This is a genomic window from Luteolibacter pohnpeiensis (assembly GCF_016595435.1).
Taxonomy (GTDB): Bacteria; Verrucomicrobiota; Verrucomicrobiia; order Verrucomicrobiales; family Akkermansiaceae; genus Luteolibacter; species Luteolibacter pohnpeiensis.
Genome location: NZ_JAENIJ010000006.1, coordinates 1 through 26,930, shown reverse-complemented (window position 1 = coordinate 26,930; position 26,930 = coordinate 1). Strand labels below are relative to the sequence as shown.

At 55.4% G+C, this 26,930-nt stretch carries 22 protein-coding genes; 9 read left to right on the top strand and 13 right to left on the bottom strand.

What is annotated here, in order from left to right:
* Positions 1 to 46: 46 nt before the first annotated feature.
* Positions 47 to 511 carry a cytochrome b562 gene (locus JIN85_RS05240; RefSeq protein WP_200268339.1) on the bottom strand — a complete coding sequence of 155 codons (465 nt, stop codon included), beginning with the start codon at positions 509 to 511 and terminating at the stop codon, positions 47 to 49.
* Between the two features lie 93 nt (positions 512 to 604).
* On the opposite strand from JIN85_RS05240, the gene pbpC reads away from it, so the two are divergent.
* A complete protein-coding gene (pbpC, locus tag JIN85_RS05235) occupies positions 605 to 2,887 on the top strand; it encodes a penicillin-binding protein 1C (protein WP_200268337.1) in 2,283 nt (760 codons plus the stop codon).
* 73 nt (positions 2,888 to 2,960) lie between these two features.
* Here the strand turns inward: pbpC and JIN85_RS05230 are convergent, their stop codons facing one another.
* The 3 genes from JIN85_RS05230 to ilvB all read right to left on the bottom strand — a co-directional run bounded on the left by JIN85_RS05230 (position 2,961) and on the right by ilvB (position 6,076).
* Positions 2,961 to 3,608 (bottom strand): lamin tail domain-containing protein, encoded by a 648-nt coding sequence (locus JIN85_RS05230; RefSeq protein WP_200268335.1) that lies wholly within the window; start codon positions 3,606 to 3,608, stop codon positions 2,961 to 2,963.
* A 153-nt stretch (positions 3,609 to 3,761) separates the two neighbouring features.
* The gene (gene ilvN / locus JIN85_RS05225) at positions 3,762 to 4,304 is read right to left on the bottom strand and encodes an acetolactate synthase small subunit (RefSeq protein ID WP_200268333.1); all 543 of its coding nucleotides are present in this window, start codon (positions 4,302 to 4,304) and stop codon (positions 3,762 to 3,764) included.
* A 44-nt stretch (positions 4,305 to 4,348) separates the two neighbouring features.
* On the bottom strand, positions 4,349 to 6,076 hold the full coding sequence (gene ilvB / locus JIN85_RS05220; RefSeq protein WP_200268332.1) for a biosynthetic-type acetolactate synthase large subunit: 1,728 nt from the start codon (positions 6,074 to 6,076) through the stop codon (positions 4,349 to 4,351).
* Between the two features lie 271 nt (positions 6,077 to 6,347).
* Here ilvB and JIN85_RS05215 point away from each other — a divergent pair, with 271 nt between their 5' ends.
* The 6 genes from JIN85_RS05215 (at position 6,348) to JIN85_RS05190 (ending at position 12,438) form a co-directional block, all read left to right on the top strand.
* Positions 6,348 to 7,517: a hypothetical protein gene (locus tag JIN85_RS05215; RefSeq protein WP_200268330.1), complete on the top strand. Its 1,170-nt coding sequence runs from the start codon at positions 6,348 to 6,350 to the stop codon at positions 7,515 to 7,517.
* A 9-nt stretch (positions 7,518 to 7,526) separates the two neighbouring features.
* Positions 7,527 to 8,177: a MotA/TolQ/ExbB proton channel family protein gene (locus JIN85_RS05210; RefSeq protein ID WP_200268328.1), complete on the top strand. Its 651-nt coding sequence runs from the start codon at positions 7,527 to 7,529 to the stop codon at positions 8,175 to 8,177.
* Positions 8,178 to 8,180: 3 nt separating this feature from the next.
* Positions 8,181 to 8,603 (top strand): ExbD/TolR family protein, encoded by a 423-nt coding sequence (locus JIN85_RS05205; protein ID WP_200268326.1) that lies wholly within the window; start codon positions 8,181 to 8,183, stop codon positions 8,601 to 8,603.
* Positions 8,604 to 8,704: 101 nt separating this feature from the next.
* Complete coding sequence (locus JIN85_RS05200) at positions 8,705 to 9,610, top strand: alpha/beta hydrolase (RefSeq protein WP_200268324.1); 906 nt, start codon at positions 8,705 to 8,707, stop codon at positions 9,608 to 9,610.
* Between the two features lie 93 nt (positions 9,611 to 9,703).
* Complete coding sequence (locus JIN85_RS05195) at positions 9,704 to 11,107, top strand: sulfatase-like hydrolase/transferase (protein ID WP_200268322.1); 1,404 nt, start codon at positions 9,704 to 9,706, stop codon at positions 11,105 to 11,107.
* A gap of 131 nt (positions 11,108 to 11,238) precedes the next feature.
* Positions 11,239 to 12,438 (top strand): hypothetical protein, encoded by a 1,200-nt coding sequence (locus JIN85_RS05190; protein WP_200268320.1) that lies wholly within the window; start codon positions 11,239 to 11,241, stop codon positions 12,436 to 12,438.
* 16 nt (positions 12,439 to 12,454) lie between these two features.
* Here JIN85_RS05190 and rsmI read toward each other — a convergent pair whose 3' ends face one another.
* The 5 genes from rsmI to JIN85_RS05165 all read right to left on the bottom strand — a co-directional run bounded on the left by rsmI (position 12,455) and on the right by JIN85_RS05165 (position 20,202).
* Complete coding sequence (rsmI, locus tag JIN85_RS05185; protein WP_234047253.1) at positions 12,455 to 13,153, bottom strand: 16S rRNA (cytidine(1402)-2'-O)-methyltransferase; 699 nt, start codon at positions 13,151 to 13,153, stop codon at positions 12,455 to 12,457.
* Complete coding sequence (locus JIN85_RS05180) at positions 13,150 to 13,548, bottom strand: acyl-CoA thioesterase (RefSeq protein WP_200268318.1); 399 nt, start codon at positions 13,546 to 13,548, stop codon at positions 13,150 to 13,152. The genes rsmI and JIN85_RS05180 overlap by 4 nt, the downstream gene beginning before the upstream one ends.
* 4 nt (positions 13,549 to 13,552) lie before the next feature.
* The gene (gene fabF / locus JIN85_RS05175; RefSeq protein ID WP_200268316.1) at positions 13,553 to 14,800 is read right to left on the bottom strand and encodes a beta-ketoacyl-ACP synthase II; all 1,248 of its coding nucleotides are present in this window, start codon (positions 14,798 to 14,800) and stop codon (positions 13,553 to 13,555) included.
* Positions 14,801 to 14,933: 133 nt separating this feature from the next.
* On the bottom strand, positions 14,934 to 18,959 hold the full coding sequence (locus JIN85_RS05170) for a family 78 glycoside hydrolase catalytic domain (RefSeq protein ID WP_200268314.1): 4,026 nt from the start codon (positions 18,957 to 18,959) through the stop codon (positions 14,934 to 14,936).
* A gap of 46 nt (positions 18,960 to 19,005) precedes the next feature.
* Positions 19,006 to 20,202, bottom strand: coding sequence for a substrate-binding domain-containing protein (locus tag JIN85_RS05165; RefSeq protein WP_200268312.1), 1,197 nt, complete (start codon positions 20,200 to 20,202; stop codon positions 19,006 to 19,008).
* Positions 20,203 to 20,304: 102 nt separating this feature from the next.
* Between JIN85_RS05165 and JIN85_RS05160 the strand changes: the two genes are divergently transcribed.
* A complete protein-coding gene (locus tag JIN85_RS05160; RefSeq protein ID WP_200268310.1) occupies positions 20,305 to 21,276 on the top strand; it encodes a helix-turn-helix domain-containing protein in 972 nt (323 codons plus the stop codon).
* Positions 21,277 to 21,303: 27 nt separating this feature from the next.
* On the opposite strand, the gene JIN85_RS05155 is transcribed toward JIN85_RS05160, so the two are convergent.
* From JIN85_RS05155 to JIN85_RS05140, 4 genes are all read right to left on the bottom strand, one after another.
* On the bottom strand, positions 21,304 to 23,181 hold the full coding sequence (locus JIN85_RS05155; RefSeq protein ID WP_200268308.1) for a hypothetical protein: 1,878 nt from the start codon (positions 23,179 to 23,181) through the stop codon (positions 21,304 to 21,306).
* A gap of 15 nt (positions 23,182 to 23,196) precedes the next feature.
* Positions 23,197 to 23,601 (bottom strand): hypothetical protein, encoded by a 405-nt coding sequence (locus JIN85_RS05150; RefSeq protein WP_200268305.1) that lies wholly within the window; start codon positions 23,599 to 23,601, stop codon positions 23,197 to 23,199.
* 78 nt (positions 23,602 to 23,679) lie between these two features.
* Positions 23,680 to 25,410, bottom strand: coding sequence for an ABC transporter ATP-binding protein/permease (locus JIN85_RS05145; protein ID WP_200268303.1), 1,731 nt, complete (start codon positions 25,408 to 25,410; stop codon positions 23,680 to 23,682).
* A gap of 21 nt (positions 25,411 to 25,431) precedes the next feature.
* Positions 25,432 to 25,899 carry an iron-sulfur cluster assembly scaffold protein gene (locus tag JIN85_RS05140; protein WP_200268300.1) on the bottom strand — a complete coding sequence of 156 codons (468 nt, stop codon included), beginning with the start codon at positions 25,897 to 25,899 and terminating at the stop codon, positions 25,432 to 25,434.
* 542 nt (positions 25,900 to 26,441) lie between these two features.
* Between JIN85_RS05140 and JIN85_RS05135 the strand changes: the two genes are divergently transcribed.
* On the top strand, positions 26,442 to 26,930 hold a 489-nt coding region (locus JIN85_RS05135; protein ID WP_200268298.1), incomplete at its 3' end, for a hypothetical protein.

The following is a 26,930-nucleotide window of genomic DNA, read 5'->3' as shown; positions in this document are numbered from 1 at the left end:
ACAGCGGAGGTGATCCAGAAAATCGGTCGATCAATCGGCAGGCCGATCACTCATCTTCCATGAAGGCATCGTGGCCTTCTTTCTTAGCCTCACGCAGAGAACCAATGAGTTGCTCCGCTTTGGCGAGATCCTTTGCCATATATGCGTCTTCGATTTCGCAGAAGCTGATGTAAAGCTTGGCGATCATCGTGCGGTATTTCACCGAAGCTTTCGCCTTGGCGTCAGGATCAGCGATTTCACTCACCGTGGAAGGCAGTTCCTGAAGGCACTTCAGCACAGCAGCCTGAGCTTCACGTGCTTCCTCAGCCCCCTTGACCGGGTCTTTCTCGCGACGCATCGCCTTGTAGGCATCGTTCATCGCGTGCATTTCTTTACCCAGCGGGGTTTCTTTTTTCTCTTCAGCTTTGGAAACCATTGGTGCGCACATGACTGCGGCCACACATCCCATTAGAATTGTCCGGTATTGCATACGCTGGTCATTACGCCACACCCAAGCATCTTTCCAATTCAAAATGCCTCGAAACCCCTAGATTTACCGGCAAATGTTGCACTCGCTGGTTCTCTGGATGGATTTCCTTTCTTTCAGAATCGGCATATCGCGCTTATGAGAAGCCTGTTGAAGATTCGTTTTCCGAAACCACGACTCCTCCTCACCTTAACCGCCGCGGTTGTGGGCTTGGCCATGCTGATTTGGTTCGCAGTGCCATTCGCGTTTCCCATCCCTCCGCGTTTACTCAAAAACCCGGCGGGTTCACCGATTTTGACCGACCGGCATGGCTTGCCGCTACATCACCTGACATTCGGCGATTCCACCCGAATGATTCCCCTGGAATTCAAGGATATCCCACCGGATTTGCTCGCCTGCACCTTAGCTGCTGAAGATAAGCGGTTCTTCGAGCATGGTGGAGTGGATTTGCTCTCCATCAGCAGAGCAACCCGGGATTTTGTGCTGCACCGGCGTGTGACTTCCGGGGCCTCGACCATCACCCAGCAGCTGATCAAGATTTCGTCGCCAAGACGTAAGCGAAACCTTGGGACCAAGCTGCGGGAAGCATTCACAGCCAGACATTTGGAAATGATCTGGTCCAAGGATCAGATTCTAACTGCTTATCTCAACCGGCTGGATTACGGGAACCTCCGGATCGGATCGGCCGAAGCAGCCCGGTTTTATTTTCAGAAACCGCTGGCCGACCTTTCACTTGCAGAATCCGCCCTTTTGGCGGGGCTGCCGCAAGCGCCATCGCGGCTCAATCCATTACGCCATCCGCAACGGGCGGTAAAACGTCGGAACATGGTCTTGGAACGGCTCGCTGATAACCCGGCATATTCGGCGACGCGGATTTCAACGGCGATGCATGAGCCGCTCGAACTAAGGCCGCTGCGCCAGGCCAGGGCAGCTCCGTGGCTACCGGATTTTTCCACAGGTTCTACCAAACATCGAACTTCTCTGGATCTACCGCTGCAGAAAGCCGTGGAACGGATCGTGCGGGAAGAAACCGCGAAATTGAGAGACTCCAACCTTCGGCATGCCGCGGTGGTGGTGATCGACAATCCCACCGGGGAAGTCCTTGCTTTGGTCTCATCCGCCTCTTGGGACGATCCACGTGGCGGCCAGCTCAATGGCGCGCTGATTCCTCGATCTCCCGGCTCCACCCTTAAACCATTCACCTATTTATTGGCATTCCAACAAGAGAAGCTCACCCCCGCCTCCATTTTAGCGGATATCCCCAGCCCGTTCCGCACGCCACAAGGTCTCGACCTGCCGGAAAATTACGACCGGTGCTACCGCGGCCCCGTGACACTGAGGACCGCCTTGGCCTGCTCACTGAATGTGCCAGCATTGCGCGAACTGAATGAACTTGGCGGCCCTACCCCGCTGTATCATTTGTTACAAAAATTGGGCATCGATACCTTCGAGCAAAAACCTGAATTTTACGGGCTTGGCCTCACACTTGGAAACGCCCCGGTGCGTTTGCTCGACCTAACAAATGCCTACGCGGCGATCGCCCGGGGCGGAATTTCCTTTCCTCCCACCATTTTTCTTCCAGCTGAGATCACGGAGAAAAAGCGATGGTTCGATGCCATTTCTGCCTACCTGATGGCCGATATCCTTTCGGACTCCACGGCCCGTGCCCCGGCCTTCACCCCTGGCGGCCCCCTGGATCTACCTTTTCGATGCGCCGTAAAAACCGGAACCTCGTCCGACTTCCACGACAACTGGTGTGTCGGTTTCACCCCGGATTTCACGGTCGGCGTGTGGGCTGGAAACTTCGAGCAGCAACCGATGAAAGGCTTATCCGGGATCGATGGCGCCGGACCCATTTTTCATCGAACCATGCTGGAACTTTATCAAGGAACCTCGCCTCACTGGTTCGCCATGCCCGAGGGTTTGAGCAAAATCACCATTGATCGCCGCAACGGAAAATTACTGACAGGCAATACCGCCAACCAAGCTCCACAAGCGGTGAGCGACCTCGTGCCAACGGACAGAATTCCGATGCTTGCGTCAGCATCCGACTACAACGTGGACGGCCAAAAGGCGCTCCTCGATCCAATCTACTCCAGCTGGTTCAACAGCAGCTACAATCAACGCAGGGGAGAATTGGCGATGAATGCGAAAGCGGTCTCGCTCGCTTCACTCAAAATCATTTCGCCACGTGATGGTGCGACCTTTCTCATTGATCCGGAAATCCCCTCTGGCTCCGATCAACTGCGCCCCATCACCAATCTCCCCGGCGTGGCGCAATGGAGTTCGGCAACCTTGAAAATCGAACAAGGATCGCCAGAACCGATGATTCATCTCGTTCCCGGAGATCATATCCTTACCGCAACCGATCCGCGCGACGGTAGCCAGCAGCACCTGACGCTGCATGTGAAATCGATGTGATGCTGGAGCACAAAAAAGCCCGGTAGCTAAATCAGCCACCGGGGTTTTATAAACCATGAACCGAGAAAACGGCTTAGCGGCGGCGGCGAAGCAAACCGACCAAGCCTAAGGCACCGAGAAGTGCGCTGGCGGGTTCCGGGATGACAACGTGGGTTCCCAAGTATTCTGTGGAGGATGGATCTGCGTTCGCAACATCCGCGAGGCTATACTGGGTCCATTGAGCAGAATCAAAATCAGTGGTCGTTCCAGTTAGCACGTCAGCATTGCGGACATAACTAGTATCTGCATATAAACTCGCGGTTGCTCCAAACACATCAACAATTGATGCGGTTGTGAACGAAGAGCCAGTATAAATCACAACAGAGTCATCTCCATTGAAGTTAACTGAAGAAATCGTAGTAGCAGTTGTAGACGCGTAGCTGGGATCAACTGCACCGGCGTTCATAAACACCAAGGTTTCACCCGCAACGATCGTTCCTGTTAATGCGATTGTGGCGGTTGGTGTGCCATCAGTTTTCCAAATTTCACGGTTTCCATTCGAAAAGAGTGCCAAGTAATAACTCTCAGCTCCCAGATCAATACTGGTGGAAGAAGTATTCGTAATTTCGATGTACTTATTAAGGGAGGAGCCTTCGTAGTACTGGCTGATGATCAAGGCACCTTTAGAGGACTGAGCAGCAGCCAATGCGACCGCAGAAAATAGAGCGAGTTTCAATTTCATAGGAGCTGGATTCGATTTTTAATTGACTCTTCGAAAAAGCCGAAGAGCACCAATGAGCACACATCGTGCCACACTTAAACACGATGGTTCCTCATTGGTGCCCCCTCGAGCAATCCAGCTGTAGTTACAAAATTGACAAATGCCCGACCTGGATCAGGTCGGCATCTCGCCGCGGGCCATCACGACCTTGCCGGTGCGCACCGTCTCGATGATGTCGAATTGGGAAAACATCGCCACGGCAGCATCCAATTTCGGACTGTCACCGTTGATCATCACAATCATTGAAACCGGTGTCAGATCCACGGTTTTTCCGCCGAAGTGCTCGGTGATCTGCAGCGCTTGCGAACGCTCCGCAGGCGAGCACTTGAGCTTGATCAACATCATTTCCTTGGTGACCGCCGCATCCAGATTGTGCTCGGAGCAATGGATCACATCGACCAATTTGGAGACCTGCATGATGATCTGATGCAGCCCGTTCGGATCTCCGGAAATCCCAATGGTCATCCGTGAAAAGTGGCCATTTCGACCTTGGGAGACAACGAGGGAATCAATGTTGAAGGCACGCCGGGAGAAGACCTGGCAAATGCGCATCAGAACTCCAGGAGCGTTGTTGACCAGGATGGAAAGCGTATGAGTCCCGCCACGGATTTTTGCCGGATTCGGCGACGGGGTGTCGGTGGTTACGATCGTAGACATTTTCGAAAAAGGGTAGAATGAAACTCAGTGATGGGCTTTTCGAATCACGTGGAACCGATGGGTTTTTCCATCTTCGTCTTCGGCGCTTCGATGATCATTTCCTCAAGCGGTGCACCGGATGGGATCATCGGGAAAACATTGTCGGTCTTCACGCACTCCGCGTGGATCAGGATCGGCCCGTCATTATATGCCAGCGCCTTTTCCAGCTGTTTGGTGACATCCGCCGGGCGTTTGATGAACACGGACGGGATGCCGTAAGCGGCTGCCAGTTTGCAGAAATCCGGGTTCCCAACGAGGTCCACACCCGAGGTGCGATCTTCGTAGAAAAGCTCCTGCCACTGGCGAACCATGCCGAGGTAGTGGTTGTTCAGCACCACGATCTTGATCGGCAACTTGTGGATCTGCGCCGTGGCCAATTCGAACAAGGTCATCTGGAATCCACCGTCTCCGGAAATGGAGATCACGGTTTTTTCCGGATGCGCCAGCTGGGCACCGATCGCTGCCGGGAAACCAAATCCCATGGTTCCAGCACCACCGGATGAGAGCCAATGGAACGATTCGTGGTTCTTGTAAAACTGTGCGGCCCACATCTGGTGCTGGCCGACGTCTGTCGAAACAATGGCCTTGCCCTCGGTGAGTTCATACAACTCGTCGATGACCTGCTGCATGCGCAGACCACCCTGCTTTTTGTAGCCGAGCGGGTATTTCTTTTTATAGCCATCGAGCTTCACCAGCCATTCTTCGGTCTCAAGCGGGCCGACCTTTTCGTTGATTTCCGAAAGCACCGCCTTCGCATCGCCGACGATCATCACGTCCGGCTGGATCATTTTTCCAGCCTCCGCCGGATCGATGTCGATGTGGATGATCTTCGCCGAAGAGCAGAATTTTGCCGGATTGCCGATGATCCGGTCATCAAACCGCGAACCGATGTTGATGAGCAGATCGCACTCGATCATCGCCTTGTTGGCGTAGGCGGTGCCGTGCATGCCCAGCATTCCCAAGGAAAGTGGGTGGGTCTCCGGGAAAACTCCCTTGCCGAGCAACGTGGAAGTGACCGGCGCGTTCAAGGTTTCCGCGAGGTAACGCAGCTCCTTGTCGGCACGTGCGATCATGCAGCCTTGACCAGCGAGAATCACCGGGCGCTTGGCCTGGGAGATCAGCTCAGCGGCAGCTTTTACCGCGTTCGCATCGATCTCAAAGGCACTCTTCGGATCATACCCCGGAAGTTGGAATGGCGGGTTCATATCACCCGTGAATGCACCCGAGGAGATGTCTTTCGGAATATCGATCAACACCGGACCTGGTCGGCCCGTTGTTGCAATGTGATGTGCTTCCCGGGCAATGCGCGGCAGCGAGTTGGTGTCTTTCACCAAATAGTTGTGCTTCACCACCGGAATGGTGATGCCGAAAATGTCTGCCTCCTGGAAAGCATCCTTGCCGAGCATCCAGGTCACGGTTTGACCGGAAATGACGATCATCGGTACCGAATCCATCATGGCGGTCATCAGGCCTGTCACGGTATTGCCCGCACCTGGTCCGGATGTGACCAGAACCGCAGCCGGTTTGCCGGTGGCGCGCGCGTAGCCGTCAGCCATATGGACAGCGCCTTGCTCGTGGCGGACGAGGATGAACTTCATCTTCGTCTTGACCGTTTCGAGCGCGTCGAAAATAGGAATGGCTGCTCCACCGGAGTAGCCGAAGATGAATTCGATGCCGAGGTCATCGAGCGTCTGGATGAGCGCCTGTGCGCCGTCAATCTGTGCTTTGCTCATGAAAAATGAGGGTTGGGGAGCGAGAAAACCCCAGATCACCCCGTCAAGCAAACCGAAAATTGAGGTTTTTGAGGCAAAGTTGCCACAATTCCGGCTTATCCTATTTAAAATTTGCCAATTCAAACCCAAATACCTGATAAGCCGCACAATCCTGCCAAAAAACTTGGAGACATAAAATCCACCATACTGGCGAAAATCATGCATTGCATGGAACCTGTTTTGAGCCAAACATGTGCGGCGTCCGCCAATGGGAAAACGAAAGTCAGCCACAATGCATGGTGACGGTCGCCTTTGGGCGGTCGCCTTCGCGGCGTCTGTCTTGATCAACCTGTCCCTTCTCGCGCTTCTAGGGATTGCTTCCATCATCTTACCGGAGAAACCAACGTCCACTCCGCCCAAACCGCAGGAGTCACCGCGCGAGGCTTCGGTTTTGATTTCGCCGGATCTCTTCCAGGCCGTTGCGGAGAAAGCACCCACTCCACCGGCAGCCGACCCGAAATTTGCCCGCACTTCGGAGGATCAACGCGGCAAACGCCCGGACAAACCTGCCTTCATGGGCGAACGCGATACCCAGGCGACCAGCGACCGCCCGCCTGATGAATCGGCACCAGCTCTCCCCTCGCAGGCCGGTATTGATCCTCGCAATAACGAGGAAATGGAAACAACCGAGAGCGATTATCAGGAAGGCGATCTCGATCATTCCGCGGAGGCCGAAACTGCGGATCAACCGATGCCTCCCGTTCCACCCGCTCCGGAAACGCCTCCGACACCACCCCAAGAGGCATCGGCAAAACCCGCGAATCCGCCACCTCCACCGCCAGCCACGCCTCCGCGGGAAGCATTGGTAGACGGACCGAATCCGGTCGATGTCCCGGTGCCCAAGGAAATCCCGGGGGAAACGCCTCATGATGCTCCGCCGGTAGAGGAAAAGGAAGAGGCCAAGCCAGAGGAAGAAGTCACCAAGGAGGACACCCCGCCGGAGAAAGAGCAGGAAAAACAGCAGGCGGATGCCGAAACACCGCAGCCAGAAAAACCCGCAACCCCGCCCGCATCAGGCAAACCCGGATTCAGTGGCTATCAGCGGAAAACCGCAATCCGCGGCAATATCTCACGCACCGGCCGCAGTTCTCACGATGTCGCGGACACGCCATTGGGCCGCTATCAAGCCGCCATCAGCAAAGCCGTGGAACGCGAGTGGCAGCTCAACTGCGTGCGAAATCGCGATTTCATCATCCCGGGCTACCTCACGGTCCGATTCTTCGTCGAGCCATCGGGCAAAGTCCGCAGTGTGGAATTTGTCGGTGAAATGGAAACCGGCCAAATCCAGAAAGGATTCACCCTCAATTCCATCCGCGATGCCGCCATCCCCGCCATGCCCAAGGGAGTGCGGGAAGAATACGCCGACGAGCCACTGGAACTCATCTTCAACTTCTACTTCTAACCGATCCACATGTTCGAAATCCTCGCCCTGGCCCCCAAGTCCAATGCCCTTACCGATTTCTTTTTCAAGAGCGGTCCCTTCATTTACCCGCTGATCCTCACCTCCGTTGCCGGGGTCATGGCGGTGATTTACAAATATCTCTCCCTCGCCCCAAGCCGCATCATCCCACCAAGTCTGTCACGCAGCCTCGCCTCCTTTCCGGAGTCCGCGAAAAACAACGACGCCGCGCTGCGCGAAATCCAGGCAGGACAAAGCACCTTGGCGCGACTCGCCGCCGTGACCATCAAGCATCGCGGCAAACCACGTGAGGAAATCATCCAGGCCGTAGAAGCGGCATCGCGCGAAGAAAACGTCCGGCTTCACTCCGGAATCGGCGTGCTCGATATCGTCATCACCGTGGCTCCCTTGCTTGGCCTTCTCGGCACCGCATCCGGACTCGTTACGATTTTCCGAGGACTTGGCGAAACCAACGACAACTCGCGCATCGCCCTCGGCATCGCCGAAGCGCTCTACACCACCATTTTCGGCCTCGCCATCGCCGTGCCCTGCGTGATCGCCCACGGTTATTTCCTGCGGAAAATCGAGATCCTCACCGCCCGGCTGGAAATCCTGCTTTCTGATCTGGTCAGCGCCTGCCAACGCAAAAACCCCCACGCCTGATCCATGAATTTGTATCGCTCCAGTCGGACCAGAGCGCAGATCCAGGTCGTGCCGATGATCGACATCCTGTTGATCCTGCTGATCTTTTTCGTGGTTTCCACCACCTTCAAAAAGCCGCGGGAAATCCTCAGCATCGATCTACCGACCGTGCATGAAATCCCTTCCGACACCACCACCGAGCAGCGATCGGTCATCGCCGTCGACGCGCTCGGCAACATCACTCTCGATTCGCTAGCCGTGCCGGAAGGGCTACTGGAGTCCTACCTGGCGGCTTTTCAAAAGCAGAATCCCGGTCGCAAGCTTGAGCTCGAAGCAGACCGCAAGCTCCCGCTGGAGCGCCTGCTTTCGGTTTGGGAAGCCCTCACCAAAGCCGGCATTCCCATCAAGGAAGTCCCCGCACGGATCAAACTGCCGGAAAAATCCTGAGCACGGCAGGCAAGCGGTGCTTGGAGCCACCCTCGAAGTTCGGAGCGGAGTGATGAAAGCCTCAAGTTTACGAATCCGTAGTAAATTTGCAAAAACCCACCATGCTCTTCCAACGCACGCTTCTCGCCCTGTTCGCTTTGACTTCAATCGCTGCCGCCCAATGGAAGGATTTGTGGCCGACTGAGGCTCCGGGTGCGCCCAGACCTCCTGCCGGGACGGAAAAAGTCGGCGATGGTGGCCGGACCACCGACGTAGAGGTTCCTCAATACATGCTCTATCTTCCTGACAAGGAGAAGGCGACGGGGGCCGCAGTGGTCATCTTTCCAGGTGGCGGCTATACCTTCGATGCCATGAATCACGAAGGCCATGAATACGCCAAATGGCTCGCCGAACGCGGGATTCTCGGCATGGTCGTTAAATATCGGGTGAGCGGTCAGGACGCACTGCACTATGGATACCCGGTGCCTTTTCTCGATGCGCGCCGCGCCATCCGCACGGTCCGGGAAAATGCGGCTGCCTGGCACATCGACCCCAAAAAAGTCGGCGTGATGGGTTCATCGGCCGGTGGCCATCTTGCCAGCCTCTGCGCCACCCGTTTTGGAGATACCTTCGACCAAGAAACGAAAGATCCAATCGACCAGCAAAGCTGCAGGCCGGATTTCGCCATCCTGATCTACCCGGTCATCACGATGGAAAACGGCCTGACCCACAGCGGATCACGCCGACGTTTGCTGGGCGAAAATCCGAGCGACGAAATGATCGAGAAACTCTCGACTGAAAAGGCGGTCACCAAGGACACCCCGCCGGTTTTCCTGCTAACCACCGCCGATGACGGTGTCGATTGCCGCAACAGCCTGAATTTTGCCAGCGCCTGCAAGGCCAACCACGTTCCCGTCAGCCTTCATCTTTTTGAAACCGGTGGCCACGGTTACGGACTCCATGGCAAAGGCGACCTTGCCGAATGGCCTTCCCTTCTCGACACCTGGATCCGCCGGATCGTGAAATAGCCGAGCACAAATCACTGGTAGGCAACACTATTTCTAAAACCTGGCAACCCTGGTGGGGTTTCACCATGATCCCGCCTAACCCAATGCTGACTCATGTTACGAATTCCCACTTTTCTCTCCCTGCTATTCCTCGCTCCACTTCCTGCCTTTTCCGCTGAAAAACCAAACGTCCTCCTCGTCTTCGTCGATGACATGGGCTGGGGTGACTTTTCCTGCTTTGGCGACAAAACCGTGCAGACTCAAAACATCGACCAAATGGCGAAAGAAGGGGTCCGCTTCGAGCAATTCTACGTCAATTCTCCCATCTGCTCCCCATCCCGCACCGCGATTACAACCGGTCAATATCCCCAGCGCTGGAAGATTTCGTCCTACCTGAGCAATCGGGAAGACAACAAACGCCGCGGCATGGCACAATGGCTCGACCTCAAGGCACCCGTCCTGGCTGGCATTCTTCACAAGGCCGGCTACACCACCGGACATTTCGGCAAATGGCACATGGGCGGTCAGCGTGATGTGGGCGAGGCTCCGCTCATCGCGGAATACGGTTTCGACAAAACATTGACCAATTTCGAAGGCTTGGGACCGCGAGTTTTGCCACTGCTCAATGCGTTCGACGGCAAACCGCCAAAGCGCTACGACCTCGGCTCCGCCAGCCTTGGACATGGCCCGATCACTTGGAAAGACCGGTCGCTGGTCACCCAGTCCTTCACCTCCGCGGCTCTCGACTTCATCAAGGATGCCGAAAAAAAGGATCAGCCATTTTACGTGAATCTGTGGCCGGACGATGTCCACTCGCCGTTTTTCCCGCCTTCTGATCGCCGCGGTGATGGCAGCAAACGACAACTTTTCCACGGCGTGCTCGATACCATGGACGAGCAGTTTGCGCCGATTTTTGATTACATCCGCAACGATGAAAAACTGCGCAACAACACCCTCGTCGTCATTTGCTCGGACAACGGCCCAGAACCAGGCGCAGGTTCAGCCGGCCCGTTCCGTGGTCACAAAGGGGAACTCTTCGAAGGCGGAGTGCGTTCCTCGCTGATCGCCTGGGGCCCCAAATTCATCCCTGCAGACAAACAAGGCACCACCAACACCAGCTCGGTGTTCGCCGCCATCGACTTTGCGCCGACGATCCTGAAAATCACCGGCACGCCAGTGCCTGATGAGGTGAAATACGACGGTGAAGCCCTGCCAGACATCCTGCTCGGGAAGTCCGATGCCTCACGCTCCGCGCCGCTGTTCTTCCGCCGCCCACCGGATCGCCCGGGCCCGAAAAATGCCCGTCTGCCGGACCTTTCCGTGCGCGATGGGGATTGGAAACTGCTGTGCCAATACGATGGCAGCAAACCGAAACTCTTCTCGATGAAGAACGATCGTGAAGAGACCAAAAACGTCGCAGAAAAGCATCCGAAGATCGTCAAGGAGCTAACCGAGAAAGTGTTAGCCTGGAATGCGACGATGCCGACCGATAACGGACCGGAGCTTGGCAAAAACTGAGCCAAAGGCCGAACTTCTTGCCTGTTTTCAAAGCCGCCCAATTCCAGGGCGGCTTTTTTCTAACTTATATGATTCCACGACGCTGAAAACTTCGTATGAATCGTAACTATCACTTTCGATTTGCTAGCCTGATGAAATCGCATCTGTTCACCGCTCTCATTTCCCTTTCTATCGGAATCGGCATCGGCTGGGTGGCCTTGGGTGGCGCTCAGCAATCGCCGATCGCCACCAAACCTGAAAGTTCCAGGTCATCGCGTCCGCGTAATGTACAGATTTCTTCAAGTCCAAGTCTGACGCTTTCGAGAATTCGCGACGTTACCATGCCATTGAGCAAATCAGAACTACCCAGCGCGGTGATCCGTCTGGCCATGCAAGGCGGCATTCGGGGAATCAATCAGGGAGATGCCACTCGTCTTAAATCCTTGATTAAAAGTTGGTATGCCGATGATCCAGATGGATTCCTCGCTTGGCTCGACACCCTGCCGGATTCTCCCGACCGGCAGTTTTTCTTTGAACAAGTCCTGCCGGATCTTGCTTCCAAGGACATTCGCCAGGCGGTCGATTTACTGGACCGGTATTCGTGTACCGATTCCACGGAGATCCAGATCCCCTATGATCTTTTCGATCGGGCACTGGCAGAAGATCCCGAGCTCCTCGGCAGAGCCATCGTAGCAACCGCCTGCAAGAATAACACCTCCAGCGGCTGGAATGTGAACTTCCCAGTAGGTTTTGATTATTCCGGGTTCATGCAACAGCTCAAGGGGTCACTGCAGGAGCTCGATGCCTCGCGCGACAAGAATGAATTACCTGCTCGACTCGGTGCTTATCCTGCAAATTTGCTACAATCCTGGATCTCGGAAGATCCCCAGGCGGCCTTCGACTGGTGCCTCACTACTGAAGGCGAAACCTGGAAGAATCAAGCTCCTGGCCAGTACAGCTTGCAATCATTTTTCGGCGACTACGCCCGGGTCGCCGATGCCGAATCGCTCGGCCAATTCACTGCCGAATACTATTCCAAAGCGGAGAATCCGGCGGCGGCAGTCTCGGAGGTTTGGACAGCCCTCGCGACCCGGCCGGATTCGGTCACAATCGACTCCTTTCTTGAACAAGCATCCCCTGACACCCCTGCTAATACTTTGATCGAACAACTTCTCACTACCACGGCCAATCGCAGTGGAGGAAGCTCCGATGTGCTCCGCCGGGAACTTCTCTCGAAGTTATCGCCGGCGGAACGGGCCACCTTCCTGCAACAACCTGAGGTTCAATCCCGGATTCCCTCCGCAACCCGACTGGATTGGGAAAGGGCCGGTTTGATTCCGCCGAGACCGTGATTGGGTCTGTTGATTTTCAGTCTTCCGCCGCGTGAACCAATAGCACGATTTCGCCTTTCGCAGGATGAGCCTGGAAATATTCCAGCACCTCGGCGGCGGTGCCGCGGTGGTAGGTCTCAAATTTCTTGGTCAGCTCACGTGCGACACACGTGCGTGCAGCCGGGTCGATTTCTGCCAAAATTTGCAGCGTGGAAAGGATGCGGTGTGGCGATTCGAAGAAAATCCCGGTTTCGCCGGAGCCCAATGCGGCACTCAAAGCCGTGCGGCGTTTTCCTGACTTCACTGAAAGAAACCCGCCGAAGCGAAACGCGTGGCAGGGAAATCCGGAGCCTATCAACGCGGTGACGACCGCTGATGGACCGGGCAGGACTTCGAACGGAGTTCCGGTTTCGATGCACGCTTGCACCAAGCGATAGCCCGGATCGGAAATCCCAGGCATCCCGGCATCGGTGATCACGGCGATCAACTCGCCAGCCCGAGCGGCGGCGATGAGTTCCGGCGCTTTGCGTGCCTCGTTGTGATCGTGCAATGCGACCAGCGGCTTGCCGGAAATGCCGTAATGCGACAGCAACGGCGCCGAGTGGCGGGTATCTTCACAGGCAATCCGATCCGCTGCGCGCAGGATTTCCAGCGCCCGCAAGGTCATGTCGCCCAGATTGCCAATCGGCGTCGGCACCAAAATGATGCGACCTGAGAGTTCGTCGTTCGAGTTCAAGATGGCAAGAGGGCGGCTCGTTCTTCAGCGGAAATTTCCTGGGGTCGGCCAAGGTGATTGACCCGGACGGAGACGATGCTGCCGACGGCTGCGAGTTCCTGAGCAGCGTTGTAGACTTCGAATTCCCAAGTCAGCGAAGCTCCGCCGATGCGGGCGATCCGCAGCTGGACTTCAAGCGGATCTCCCGAAAGGAAGGGCCGCTTGTAATCACATTCCACTTTGACCCGGGGCCAACCGCCCTGATCGCGGGCGAAAACGAGCACACCTCGAGAACGCAAGTAGGCGTGCTCGGCCGCTTCAACGTAGGTGAAGATCTTTGGAAAATGCATCCACCCGCTGGCATCGGTGTCCCCGAAAGCGACTTCGAATGCCTGGCGGTGAAGCGGGTTTTCCATGGGATCACTCGAAATTACGGACCAACACCGCTGCGTTGTGACCACCGAAGCCGAAGCCGTTACTGAGAGCGACTTTGACTTTGGCCTCGCGGGCAACGTTTGGTACGACGTCCAGATCGCAAAGCGGATCCTGATTTTCGACGTTGATGGTCGGCGGGACGATGCCTTCTTGGATGGCCATGATGCTGGCAATCAACTCGATACCACCTGCTGCGCCGAGCATGTGACCGGTCATCGATTTGGTGGAGCTGACGAGCAGGCCGTTCTTGGCATAATCACCGAAGGCGAGCTTGATGGCCTTGGTTTCCGCAATGTCGCCCAGGCCGGTCGAGGTCGCGTGGGCGTTGAGGTAGTCAACGTCCTCCGGATTCATCTTGCCGTGCTTCAGCGCCATTTCGATCGCAAATGCAGGGCCGGTTCCGTCTGGTGTCGGCGCACTCAGGTGGTGCGCATCCGCACTGACCCCGTAGCCGATGAGTTCCGCGTAAATCTTCGCACCGCGCTTTTTGGCGTGCTCCAGTTCTTCGATCACGAGCACTGCTGCACCTTCGCCCATGACAAAGCCGTCGCGATCGCGATCGAACGGGCGGGATGCGCGTTCTGGCTCGTCGTTGCGCGTGCTGAGCGCTTTCATGTTGGCAAATCCGGAAAGGCCCATCGGCAGGATGGCCGCTTCGGAACCACCGCAGAGGAACGCGTCGGCATCGCCGAACTTGATGATGCGCCAGGCTTCACCAATGTTGTTGTTGGAAGTCGCACAAGCGGTGACGATGCCCATGTTCGGCCCGTAGAGCCCGTGTTCCATGGAAACGATGCCGCTGGCGATGTTCGAAATCATCATTGGGATGGTGAACGGAGAAACGCGCTTCGGACCTTTTTTGATGTAGGTTTCGTGTTCGCGCTCCAGCGTGCCGAGGCCGCCAATGCCGCTGCCGACCATGACGCCGAAGCGGCGGCGATCGACTTTTTCAACATCAACCCCGGAGTCTTCCATCGCCATTTTCGACGCAGCCACAGCGAGTTGCACATAGCGATCCGCGCGGCGGGCGTCCTTTGGCACCCGGAAATATTCATCCGCATTGAAGTCCTTCACTTCACCGCCGATTTTGCAATCAAACGGCTCCGGATCGAGCAGAGTAATCCGTCCGATACCGCTGCGGCCGTTCTTCAATCCGTCCCAAGTGCTCTTCAGGTCTTTCCCGAGAGGACTGAGGCAGCCAATGCCTGTGATCACCACGCGTCGTTCACTCATAGTTTGTTTGGGGACTTTGGGGCCTCCCGCGCAAGGGCGCAAGTCTCATCGCGATACGAAAAATCGCCGCAACCCCTATCCGAACAACATTCGGGGCTACGGCGACTGGAGGGAGAAAGGCCCTCAGGCAAATTCAGGGGAAGACCGCACGGTAAAAACGGGCCGAAGGAGCCGAAGCCGTGTCCAGGTATTCAAAGCTCCCATCTTCATCCGCCTGAACGCTAGCAACGGTTTGCCAATCATCCGTGCCGAGGTGGTCGACCATCTGAACTCGGTAAATCCGGCCCGGAACCCCTAGAAACACAATGCGCCGTGACCCATCCTGATTCATGCCAAAATCCAGAGTGGATTGCACAGGAGCGTCTTCCGGGATCAAGTCCACCTCGACAGTCATGGTGCTGACGCCTCCGTTTTCATCGCGGATGGAGTAAGTGAAGGAGTCACCCGTGCTGGAAGCTCCTGCAGCAGGAGTGTAGATCACCCATCCGTCCTGGACGGAAATCGTGCCACCGTTGACACTGGTCGGACCGGCCGAGACAAACTCATAAGGTCCATCCCCGTCGTTTCCCATGAGGGTGGAAATGCGGATTTTCACCGGCGCGCCGGCATCGTGCATCACGGTGTCTCCACCAGGATCCACGCCATCCCCTGAGGTGAAACGATAGCGCCCGGACTCCACCGCAAAGACGGCGAAATCACCTTCCATGCCGACGAAGGAAACACCCTCGGCATCAGCGATCGCTTTTCCGGATTCCTTCACGTCATCCTCACCCGTCGCTGGAACATAAACGGTCGCAGTCGTATTCGCGGGGATCTCGGTTTCGAGTGTGAAGCCACCTTCGTAGGTGCGCCACGATGTCGAGATCAGTCCGTGGATGGAATTCAGGCTACCCTTGGCGCTGGTCAGTTTGCCGCCGGGTTGAGGGTGGATGACGATCTTTTTGTAACCTGGAACTTCAGGATCCATATCAATACCCGCAACCGTGCCATACAGCCACTCGCCACATGAGCCGAGCGAGTAGTGGTTGAACGAGTTCATGATCGTGGTTTGGAATCCGTTCTCAGGCGTCCATCCATCCCAACGCTCCCAAATGGTGGTGGCTCCATATTTGATGGAGAACATCCAGGATGGGAAAGTGTCCTGGTGCAGCAATTGGTAGGCGACATCCGTGCGACCCATCTTAGTCAGGACCGGCAGCAGGTAGCTGACCCCGACGAATCCGGTGGAAAGGTGAGTTCCCTTTGCCGCAATATCATCGACGAGATGCTGGGTGGCGAGTTCACGCAAGGCATCGGTTGGAAGCAGATCGAACTTCAATGCCATCAGGTAAGCGCACTGGGTATCACTGGTGATGACACCGGTGGTGGTGTTCACATACTTCGCGATGTAAGCGCTTTTGATCGACTGGAATAATGCCTCATAAGTTGCGGCATCGTCGGTTTTCCCCAGGACTGCTGCTGCTTTCGCAAGCAGTTTGGTGGAGTAGGCGTAATACGCAGTGCCGATCATTTCCTTGCTGGTGTCGGCATTGATTGAAAGCCAGTCACCGTAGTCACCGCCGCGATTGAGGGTGCGGATGTAGTTCGGCGAGCTTGCTTTGCAGAAATTCACCCAACCCACCATGGAAGCATAGCTATCCTCAAGGATGCGGGTATCGCCATAGGCTTCATAAATGATCCACGGACAGATGACGCCGGCATCACCCCATGCTGGTGTGCCGCTGGATGGGGCATCATCAGGGGCTACGTCTGGGTAAGAGCCATTGGTGTATTGTCCATCGCGGACATCCTGCAGCCACTTGGTGAAGAAGGCTGCGACATCGGCATTGTAGGTGGCGGTGCGGATGAAAACCTGCGCGTCACCCATCCAGCCTAAGCGTTCGTCGCGCTGCGGGCAGTCGGTCGGCACGCTGAGGTAATTGCCGCGTTGACCCCACTCGATGTTCGACTGGAGTTGGTTCACAACGCCGTCCGAAGTGGTCAATTCGCCGGTTTTCGGAGTGTCGGATGCGATGACAATTCCCGTGATGGTGTCGAGTGTCGGAGCTTCGGAAATCCCCGTCAGTTCGACATATTGGAAGCCGTGGAAGGTGAATTTCGGCTGCCAGGTTTCCTCGCCCCCACCTTTGCAAATGTAGGTATCGATGGAGGGTGCCCCCCGAAGGTTCGCGGTGTAGAGAGTCCCATCCGGGTTGAGGCGTTCACCATGGCGGAGGGTGATTTTCGTTCCAGCCTCTGCTGTGATTTTCAGGCGCAAAACGCCGACCATGTTCTGGCCCATGTTGTAGGTCCATTTGCCGGTGGCTGGCTCACTCAGCGAAATCGGTTTGATCTCCATCACTTCGCGGGCAGGCTCCATCACTTGGGCATCGATCGGAACATCGGTGCCCGGCCGCAAGAGCACGCCGGACCAGGCTGAATCGTCAAATCCAGGAGCATTCCAACCTGCCACTTCACGGCGCGCATCGTAATCTTCGCCATACATGAAGTCGGTGAAGTTGAGCGGGCTGTTGCCCATCTTCCAGCTGCCATCGGTGACAACCGTTTGGGTGGAACCATCCTCATAGGTGATTTCCATCTGGGCAAACAATGCCGGGCTAACGCCCCAATGTTGGTAACCACCGTTGCCGATGTGACCGGCATACCAGCCGTTCGCCAGTTGAGCACCGATGACGTTTTCGCCATTCGTCAATTGGGCCGTCACATCGAAAGCCTGATAACGCAGGCGCTTATCATAAGTCGTCCAATCCGGTGCCAGGGTATGATCGCCGATGCGGCTGCCATTCAGCGAAAGTTCGTAAAGTCCCAACGCGGTCGCATAGACCGTCGCCCTCGCGATCGGCTTATCCACCGTGAAGCTCTTGCGCAAATACGGGACATTCGTTGGCTCCGCCAGATCGGATGGGAAATTCAGAGTGGCCGCCTCGTCGAAGTATTTCACCACCTGCTTTCCATCCAATTCGTATTCCAGAATCAGCCGCTTGACTTTATCCGGTGCGGGATCGCCACCGAGATTGGCATTATTAACGACCAACGAGAAGGAACCGGCGGCCGCCTTTGTGTTCAACGTAGCGAGAACATTTCTACTCCCCGAACCGTCAATCGCCGTGTAGGTAGCCGCCGTCAACGTCGGCGCTTCCACCAGCTCGGGAAGATCGGTTGGGAAATTGAAGGTGACGTTTTCCGCGAACAAAGCCACTCCCGACAAACCATTCAGGGTATAGTTGACCCGGAGTTGCTTCACTTGGTTGTAAGCTGGGTCAGGGCCGAAGTTGGTATTGTTCACCACCACCGAGTAAGGCTCGCCTTGGTCCAGTGCCGCCAGCTTGGCAGTCACGTCATTAAAGCCGGTCCCGGCGACTGACTCGTATCGAGCGCTGGTGATTTCCGGCTCCAAAATCCCCGGCAAATCCGCCGGAAAAATGATCAACGTGTCTTCCGCGAAGGTCTTCACCAGGGTCTGGCCGTTGATGGTGTAAACGACACGAAGCTGCTTGAGGCTATTATAGGCCGGGTCTCCACCGAAGGTATCATTGGTGACTGGAAGCGCGTAGTTACCCTCCGCAGCCAACTCCTGCAGTTGGGCTGTCACGTTGTAAGAACCCGTTCCGGTAACCGCACCATAAGTTGCGGAAACGATCACCCGTTGTTGATCTTCCGAACTCGTCGGCACGGGAAGCAAGCCGTCGATCCACTTGGCTGACCAATCGCTCGATTCGAGCAGACCCATGCTGAATGTCGCCGTTTCACTCCATGGGGATGGCTCGTCATCCTTGTTCCAGGAGCGGACTTTCCAATAGCAAACCTCTCTGGATACGAGATCTGACCCCGCATAAACGATCTGACTCGTTTCATCGCCCATCACCTTGCCGCTGTCCCAAACCGAGCCTTGGTCTGAAGCCAACTCCTCCGGGCTCGACGCAACAAGCAATTGCCACGCGGTTTGTTTCTCTCCCCGTTCTGCCGATTCCACGATCCACGAAAAACGTGGCTTCAATTGATCGATCCCTTGGGGATTTGTCAGGTATTCGCAGCGCGGATTCGCAACTTCCAAAGCTGCATGCAATGGCATGAAACTGGAAATTGCCAACGCCGTCGCCAGTGCTGGCGTACGTAGCCGCCTGGATGACGACTTTTGGTTTTGGTTCTGGTGGAACATGAATGTGTTAAGGACTAAATTTGGGTTTTGCTTGGAAAATGATGGTTTAGTGAGCTCCAGGCTCCATTCGGCATTGGTTGGGGGTGCAACCGAAACGGGCGCGAAATAAACGGCAAAGGCGATTGGCGTTCCCAAGGCCCACCATGTGAGCGATCGCCTCTAATTTTAAGTCGCTGTTTTTCAACAATTTGGAAGCAGCATTGAGTCGCCGGATCAGCAGATCCTCGCCGATCACGCTGCCAGTCATTGCACCATACATGCGCTGCAAGGTGCGGACCGACATGCCGACCTCTCTCGCCAATTGCGGCACAGCCAGCGGCTCTGAGTAGTCCTTCTCAATACGGGCAAGAACATGGCTGACTCCTGGATGAGATCCATTTTTACCGCTCGATTCGCGTTCGATCAGCTTGCCCGGCTTCACCGTCCAGTTCGTCTCGGCGATGGCATCGCCACTCAGTAAATGATGGAACAATTTCGCAGTCGTGTAAGCTGCGAGCTCGTGGTTGAGGTCGATCGAGCACAATCCGGTATGGCACTTGGCGCGGGCGATTTCGTGATCTCCGCAACCAAGCACCGCCAATTGTGAAGGCACGCTGATCCCGATCGTGGCAGCCGCATTGATCAAAGCGGCTGCGTCTTCATCGCTTGCCGCGAAAACCGCACAGGGCAGCGGTAGGGATTTGAGCATTTCAAGGGTCCGATGGCACGCCTCCAAACCACTTTGCAAATCCCCAGCCAACGGAATCACCTCCTTGCCAGCCTCCGCACAGCATCGAACGAATGACTCAAACATGCGCCCACGGATCTGATCTGGATGGCTATAGAAAAATGCAAGATGCGGATAGTTCAACGCGATCAGATGCTTCGCCGCTGCTGCACCGGCTGCGGCAAATGGCAACGAAACCGCTCTTCCGTGGGACTCTTTGGTGAAAAATCCGTCTGCCGGAAAAAGCCGGATGCTGCAATCACCAGCCTCCAACTTCCAAGGAGTTGTGAAATCCTGTGAAAATTCGCGGATTTCCTGAATATTCCATCCCAATTCTCGCCCGGCACGGATAAACCCAAGATGAATACGCGGATCGTAATCGCCCATTGTCAGGGTCACCAAAATGGCCGATCTCGCAGCAATCCGCCGCGTTGGCAATTCTGCCGCTGCAGCCGGAAAATCGCGAGATTTCAAGGATGGGCGCTTGGTGGCGACCATTCCGGAAACAGGCTGATATTGGATTCCCGGGGGTTTCATACTTGGGAGTGGATGATGTTTTCAGGAACTACAGCTTGCCATGTACCCTGGGAATCGTTATCCGATTGATATTAAAAGCTCACTCTAGCATTTTTTCTACAAATGCCTCGCCCCAAAGGATTCCTCATCGATGGCCGATTCGTACGCACACAGCGCGAAAACCAAGGCCTCACCCAAGACCAGCTTGCCAGCCAAAGCCGCCTAACCCGCAGCGTCATTCAAAAAGCTGAGCGCGGCGGCCCGCTCGCGCCTGCAACCATCCAAGCTCTGGTTTCCGTTTTCGGCTGCTCGGATACCGATTTGATCGTTTCGGAAGACTGGAATCGGAGTGTCGAAGAACAGATAGTTTCACCGTTCAAACGTGAGGCTGCGCCAAAAATCGGCTCCGTGTGGGTGCAAAGCCGGGAAATGCTCTACCAGATGCCGCCGCTGCTGTTGCAGGCACTCGCTATCCGAAATCTGGCCAGAATCATGCCGGTCTATTCACCGAGATCCAGTGAGGCAAAGGCGCACTTTCGGCATTTAGTCGCGGCGGTCGTCTCTGGATTGCGAACGATCACCTTCTTAATGGGCGGCCCCGGTCGGATGCCGGAGATCAGCGAACTGGCCAAAGGAGCAGACGCCTGCTTCCTGGCGGCGGGCTTTGCCAAAAATTCCCAATTTGAAGAGGACGCCCATGCGGCGGACGCTGCATTTGCTGTCGCGATCGGTGCTGCCAGGCTGCTGGAATCCCTTATCGCCGCCCGCAGCAGCAAGGACGGTGCCCATGATGCGGACCATTGGCGGGCGATGGAATTTGCGACCAATTCGTGTCACGCTTCAGCCCACGCGAGTGTCTATCTCGCGGTGGACGAACAATTTATCCGATCCGCCACGCTGGATACCCACGATCTGCGCAACTCCATGAAACCCATGGCCGTCTTGGCTGGCCCTCTCTGGGAAGGCGGCGAGATGCCGCCGCCGCTCAAGCTGTTCATGAACCGCTTTTTGCGGGAAGCTCACTTCCCCCATGAAACGCGAATCCTCTGGAATCGCTGGGTAAGACGCGAATTCAGCATCACCGCGGAAGAATGATACAACTTGCTATCCCTTCGGAGACGATCATTCCCCTGGCATGATTTGGTCCAGCAAGCGATCGATGCCTGCCTTGGCGAAATCACTCTGGGGGTAAATGCCGCGAGCTTTCAAATACCAGGAAAGGGCTGATCCGGTTTGCTTGGGAGTCCGATTTTCAAACTGCTCTGCCTGATCCAGCGCTTTGGTGAAATCCGCCACTTTCGGTGCCAGAATTTCGAGTTCGCGGCCCAGCTTGGGATCATCCGGGAAATCTTTTCTCAGCTTCGCCAGCTGCTCCCAGGCCGAGTAATTCTGACCCACCCGGCTGAATTCCGAGGCTTTGCTGAGTGCGGTTTCGATGGTGGTGAGATTGGTAATAATCTGCTTGAACGCTTCCTGGCGCTGCGCATCGCCTTGGATCGCCGGAGCGAATTCATACTGACGGTTGGCGATTTCCCGGTAATTCCCTTCGCTTAGGAGTCGGTCGAAATCATTGCGAGCCATCACCAGAGCACTCGAATTTCCCACCAGCTTGCGGAAATCGTCGAGCTTCGGATTGGTCGGCCAGAACTCGGTTGCCTGGCGGATTTTTTCCGCAGCTTTATCACTGTCCCGAGCCATCAATTGGGCCTTTGCTTCCTCGATCGCAAGATCGGATGCCAAGGTGGAGGCAGCAATCACGCTATCCACCTTGGACGATGGGAAATCCTTCGCTTGCTGCTTCAGACTGGCACAAAGCACCTTGGCGCGGGTGAAATCGTGAGCTTGGAGCGAGCCATAAAGCTCATCCAGATCGCGGACATAGCCTGCAACCATCTGCTTTTTCTCCAATGGCAGGGTTTCAACCGGTGGAAGAAACTCACCCAGGGCAAAGGCCTCCATGAGACGCTTCGATGCGGAATGGAGCTCACCGCGGGAAAGCATCAATTCGAATGCCTGCACGTAGCTTTCCACCTCACGGATCGCTTCATTCGAAAGCGAATCCAACGAGGAAACGGTGGGATTGATGCCAACGGACTGGGTGAAGAGCTTGGCCACGTCCGAGTTCTTGTTGATGCGCAGGGCGCTATCACCGTCTTTCCAAATCTGGTTGTAGAACCTCGAAGCCATGAGGACATGCTCATAGCGGCGCTGGAAGAACCACTGAGCCATGCTGACCTGGTATTGCGCCTTGGTGCTGATGGTTTGAGTTTCGGTGCGGGCGATGTTCGCTTTTTTCATCGCCTCAATTTCAGCGATGCGCCGGAGCTGGTCCGCGTATTTGAGGGATGCCACACCTTGTCCGGGCACGACTTGGGTTTCTGTCGTGCTACCTTGTTTTTCGCCTGCTTTTGCAGGGACCTGACGCAGCATGGTTTCCTTCTCATGGCGGCTCGCCCAATCCGCTTGACTGATGATGTGCTGCTTTTCCGCTTCGATCGATGCGTTCAGGTTTTTCAATCCTTGAATGTCTTTCTTGGCGAGCATCGACGAATAAATGGCCTCCGCCAGGGAGCCGCAGATATTCGCATCCCCCGGATAAACGGAGGCTGTGGGCAATTTTTTGAAAGCCTCATACAGATCCGGGCCTCCGGCATGGAAGGGGGAAACCGTGTCCAGAATCTCTTTGATCGTCGCCCGGTAGGCTTCCGCTTCTTCACCATCTTCCGCAGGTTGGCTCAGATATTTCTCAAAACGGGCTTTCAGCAAGCGGTTATCCCCTAGCGGAATCGTGATCCCTCCGATGGTGATCGTCTCTGCAGAAGCATCCAGTAGCGGGAATTCCTGGCCAAGAGGCGACGCCGGATTGGAATTACCAGATGACGCAGGCGCAGGAGCCGTCTCTTGTGGAACAGGTGCTGGCGCTGGCTGCGGAGGAGGTGTGTAGACCTGAGCCTGCGCGAGACCGACCAGCAAAAGGGGCAATATCCGTGGAAGTTTCATCAGTCGAAATTGGATTTAGAGGCGAGTTACATCAGTAGCGACCGCGATGCCGCCGCTTTGGAATTCGACCCGGAATGCATAGCGTTGCTCGCGCTCAATATTGATGTTGTGAAATTTAGCGGGGATCTCGATGCCCACAAATTCCTCATGGCCATCATCGTCCACACGAACACTGACGATCTGGCCTTTGGTTGGCGTCCAGCGCAGCTTCTCATCGATTTTACCCTCAACCAGATATTCGCCACCTCGCAGCTGATTGCCATCTTGCAGTAACTCACTGACATCCAGCTTCTGCACATTACTGAAAGGCGATGATTTTTTGCCAACCAGGGACTTTCCGGCAACCACGACCAGAATGATGGCAATCACGCCACCAATGATGATACCGGGATGAAGACTTGAACTCGCGCGACGGGCCATAATTTAGAAATCTCTCGCCAGTCTAGGCGCAACAGCCGAGAGAGCGAGAGAGAAGTTCACCGAAAATCCCCGCTCACATCACTCCCATTGCGCGCGCCTCGCACCAGCCCATGCCACAATGACCCCGATGCCGATGTGGATCGCCAAGGTATACAGGCAGGCTCCCTTCACCGATAACGAAGTGTCGATGATCGATTTCACCGCTGTGTGAACCTGCGTCTGCAGCGCGTCAACAGAACCCGACCAGGCCCAATAAGCGGAAATGAACGGCCGCGTGAACGCTTCGATGTGCTCCGGCAAAGCGAGTACCGCCCCCGACAAAGGCAATTGAAAGCCAACGAGATAGATCGAAAGCAATGACGCCTGTTCGGCCGTCCGCATCAGCGAGGAAATCCCCAGACAGATCGAGGTCATCGCGCCATTGATCAACAGCAGAAAGATCGCATGTTGGAAAAAATCACCCCGGAACTCTCCGAAGTAGTTCACAAAAAACGCCATCCAGAGCGATTGGGCGACAACCAGACAGCTGAGGAACGCCAGTTTTGACGCAAGGTAGGCCGATGGCCGCAGTCCGCCGAATTTCTCCTTCTCGTAAATCGGCCGCTCGCCAGCGATTTCGCGCGCGGAGTTGTTCGATCCCATCAGCGCCAGCAAAACCACCTGGAACATGATGATGCCTGAAATCGCAGATCCCACCTTGGCTTGGTCTGCGCGCACATTTTGTTGTTCCTGGATTTCAGCGATGAAGTCCGACTGCCGCGTATCGGAAAATTTGCGGATATTGCCAGACGCCTTGTCGCTGAAAATCGTAACCAGAATCGGGAAACAAAGCAGAATCGCGAGCTGCAGCATGACCTGACCACGATCGCGCAAAAATATCCGCCACCGGCGCGAGAGCAGCGTCTTAAACTGGCTGAAAAAGCCGGGTTCTTTCACCGCCGGTGGTTCTTCACCTTCAGCCACTTCGGCTGGCAGCAGCAGTGCCCCCTTTTGGATCAATTTCTCCCGGTTGCGGGCGATCATTTGATCATAAGCCACGCCATGCTTCTGCCAGGATGCCTGCCAGGATTCTGCGGACCGAGTCGTGAGCTGGGGATAGATTTCCTCCGTGTCCTTAACCGAGAAATAATGATTCAATTTATCGGGCGGACCATGGAAGGCGACCCGCCCTTCGTGCAGAACCAGCACGGAATCATAAAGTTCCAGATGAGCCAAAGAGTGCGTCACTGAAAGCACGATGCGGCCATCCTTGCGCGAAAGATCATGCAGCAAGTGAACGATCTCCCTTTCAGATCGTGGGTCCAGCCCTGAGGTGACTTCATCACAAAGCAGCAATTTCGGGTCGGAAACCAGTTCCATCGCCAGACCCAGCCGGCGTTTTTGCCCTCCGGAAAGGACCTTCACCAAGCGATCACTGATCGTGGTAAGGCCGGTTTCTTCCAAAACCCGGTCGATCCGATGATCCAGATCCGCTGTCGACTTGCTGCGAACCCTCAATCGGGTCGCGGCTTCCACCGATTCGTCGACCGTCAACGGATCATAAGCCACGGAAAATTGCGGGACATAGCCGATTTCCGAGGGCGCGAAATCCCCCTCCGTCGCCAAATTCCGACCTTCCCACAGCAATGCCCCTGCGGATTCCGGCTGCAGTCCGGCGATCGTTTTCAGCAAGGTCGTTTTACCGCAACCCGAGGGCCCCACGATCGCCATAAAATGGCCTGCGGGGATCCGGAGCGAGACTTGATCGACCAAATTATGATCCGCGCCGTCTTTGCGAATCGTGAAGTAAACATCTTGGAGTTCCAGCACGGGAAGAAATAGGAAAAGGCTTCAGTCAAGCGGCACAATGCGGATTTTACCAGCGGCAGGACGATTCAACGCAGAAGACAGCGTGTCTGGGGCTGATGGTTTATCCGACGGGGTTGATGCGGCTGGGTTTAACGCATTTTGCAGTGCCCCTTCTACCAATTGCCCACAATGGATTTTCATCGGCGGCAGCGCGCCAAGATCCCCAGCCAAATCCTGAGCAGAAAGCTTCGCAGCTTCCTCGGCAGTCTTTCCTTTCAACAGCTGCGTTGCCATGGACGCAACGGCAATCGCGGTCTGGCAGCCAAAAGCCTGAAATGACGCGCGGTCGATCACACGCTTTCCGCCCTTTTCCGTAAATTTCAGCCACATCCGCATCATATCGCCGCAATCGGGTGAACCGACGGTGCCAACGGCATCCGCATCCGAGATTTCTCCCTGATTTTGTGGGTTGGACAAAGCCTCGCGGACCTTTGCTTCGAAATCGCTCATGCCGGAAAAATGCCGGAGCCCATCGAAACCCGCAAGCGGTAAGGTTGTAGCCGCTCCTCTTCAACAAACAGAGCTTACTGATTCGAGTGGTCTCAACCATCGCATTTGATGAATAAAATAACCAGATCAGGCATCCAGGCCTTTTGATCCTCATCATATAACAATTTCAGAATGAGTTTATTATTATGTCATAAGACTCATTCAGCAGGCATCAAAATCAAGTTAACGAGTCATTGCATTTGAGAGTACCAGCCTCATCACACAATCATCCCGAACCTGGTGGATATTCGGCAATATACTTAGTTTAAAACATGACAAATCCTATATCCCATGGGATTTCTTTAGATATACATCTGCAGCCATTCCGAGAGGAACCCTACAACTCCCCCACAGTAGAATTGCACCGCTTTCGTAATCTCGAAGCACCATAAACTATTTTTAGCCTTCTCGGACCTCTCAGCGAATCGAGCAGACTTATCAAATAGAAGTTTTGATAAGTCATTCATAATTCTCCGCTCACATTTGTAATATCCATCAAAAGAATGAAAATTAAGACAAACTATCTCGCAGCCTTTGCAGCAGCCGCCATTGCAGCACCGAGTTTCACAAAAGCCGCGGAACCGATTGATGCCTCAGCCGGGATCAGCATGGGACCCACAACCGACGGTTACATTTACAATTATCTAACCATCGCACTCGGCGGAGGAACTTGGACCGATATCAACACTGGATTGGCAAACCTGGTCGCACCCGTCGGTCAGTTTACCGGGATCAAAGATGACGGGACCTTGGTGCTGCCATTGGATTTGATTCCATTGAGAACCACCTCTACCACCATCGTGGATTCGAATGGTGACGAATACCTGACGATTGATGGACCTGCCGGAGAAATCACTGGCCCTGGACTAGCTGATCTTATCGGGCCGACGGGTCCTGCTGGAGCAACTGGAGCAACTGGAGCAACTGGAGCAACTGGAGCAACTGGAGCAACTGGAGCAACTGGAGCAACTGGAGCAACTGGAGCAACTGGA

Excerpts from the sequence above, each read along its gene's own strand:
- JIN85_RS05170 (WP_200268314.1), bottom strand. The coding sequence starts at position 18,959 with ATGTTCCACCAGAACCAAAACCAAAAGTCGTCATCCAGGCGGCTACGT.
- fabF (WP_200268316.1), bottom strand. The coding sequence starts at position 14,800 with ATGAGTGAACGACGCGTGGTGATCACAGGCATTGGCTGCCTCAGTCCT.
- JIN85_RS05180 (WP_200268318.1), bottom strand. The coding sequence starts at position 13,548 with ATGGAAAACCCGCTTCACCGCCAGGCATTCGAAGTCGCTTTCGGGGAC.
- JIN85_RS05150 (WP_200268305.1), bottom strand. The coding sequence starts at position 23,601 with ATGGCCCGTCGCGCGAGTTCAAGTCTTCATCCCGGTATCATCATTGGT.
- JIN85_RS05195 (WP_200268322.1), top strand. The coding sequence starts at position 9,704 with ATGTTACGAATTCCCACTTTTCTCTCCCTGCTATTCCTCGCTCCACTT.
- JIN85_RS05155 (WP_200268308.1), bottom strand. The coding sequence starts at position 23,181 with ATGAAACTTCCACGGATATTGCCCCTTTTGCTGGTCGGTCTCGCGCAG.
- JIN85_RS05205 (WP_200268326.1), top strand. The coding sequence starts at position 8,181 with ATGAATTTGTATCGCTCCAGTCGGACCAGAGCGCAGATCCAGGTCGTG.
- JIN85_RS05230 (WP_200268335.1), bottom strand. The coding sequence starts at position 3,608 with ATGAAATTGAAACTCGCTCTATTTTCTGCGGTCGCATTGGCTGCTGCT.
- JIN85_RS05190 (WP_200268320.1), top strand. The coding sequence starts at position 11,239 with ATGAAATCGCATCTGTTCACCGCTCTCATTTCCCTTTCTATCGGAATC.
- ilvB (WP_200268332.1), bottom strand. The coding sequence starts at position 6,076 with ATGAGCAAAGCACAGATTGACGGCGCACAGGCGCTCATCCAGACGCTC.
- JIN85_RS05140 (WP_200268300.1), bottom strand. The coding sequence starts at position 25,899 with ATGAGCGATTTCGAAGCAAAGGTCCGCGAGGCTTTGTCCAACCCACAA.
- JIN85_RS05215 (WP_200268330.1), top strand. The coding sequence starts at position 6,348 with ATGCATGGTGACGGTCGCCTTTGGGCGGTCGCCTTCGCGGCGTCTGTC.
- JIN85_RS05200 (WP_200268324.1), top strand. The coding sequence starts at position 8,705 with ATGCTCTTCCAACGCACGCTTCTCGCCCTGTTCGCTTTGACTTCAATC.
- ilvN (WP_200268333.1), bottom strand. The coding sequence starts at position 4,304 with ATGTCTACGATCGTAACCACCGACACCCCGTCGCCGAATCCGGCAAAA.
- JIN85_RS05165 (WP_200268312.1), bottom strand. The coding sequence starts at position 20,202 with ATGAAACCCCCGGGAATCCAATATCAGCCTGTTTCCGGAATGGTCGCC.
- pbpC (WP_200268337.1), top strand. The coding sequence starts at position 605 with ATGAGAAGCCTGTTGAAGATTCGTTTTCCGAAACCACGACTCCTCCTC.
- JIN85_RS05160 (WP_200268310.1), top strand. The coding sequence starts at position 20,305 with ATGCCTCGCCCCAAAGGATTCCTCATCGATGGCCGATTCGTACGCACA.
- JIN85_RS05210 (WP_200268328.1), top strand. The coding sequence starts at position 7,527 with ATGTTCGAAATCCTCGCCCTGGCCCCCAAGTCCAATGCCCTTACCGAT.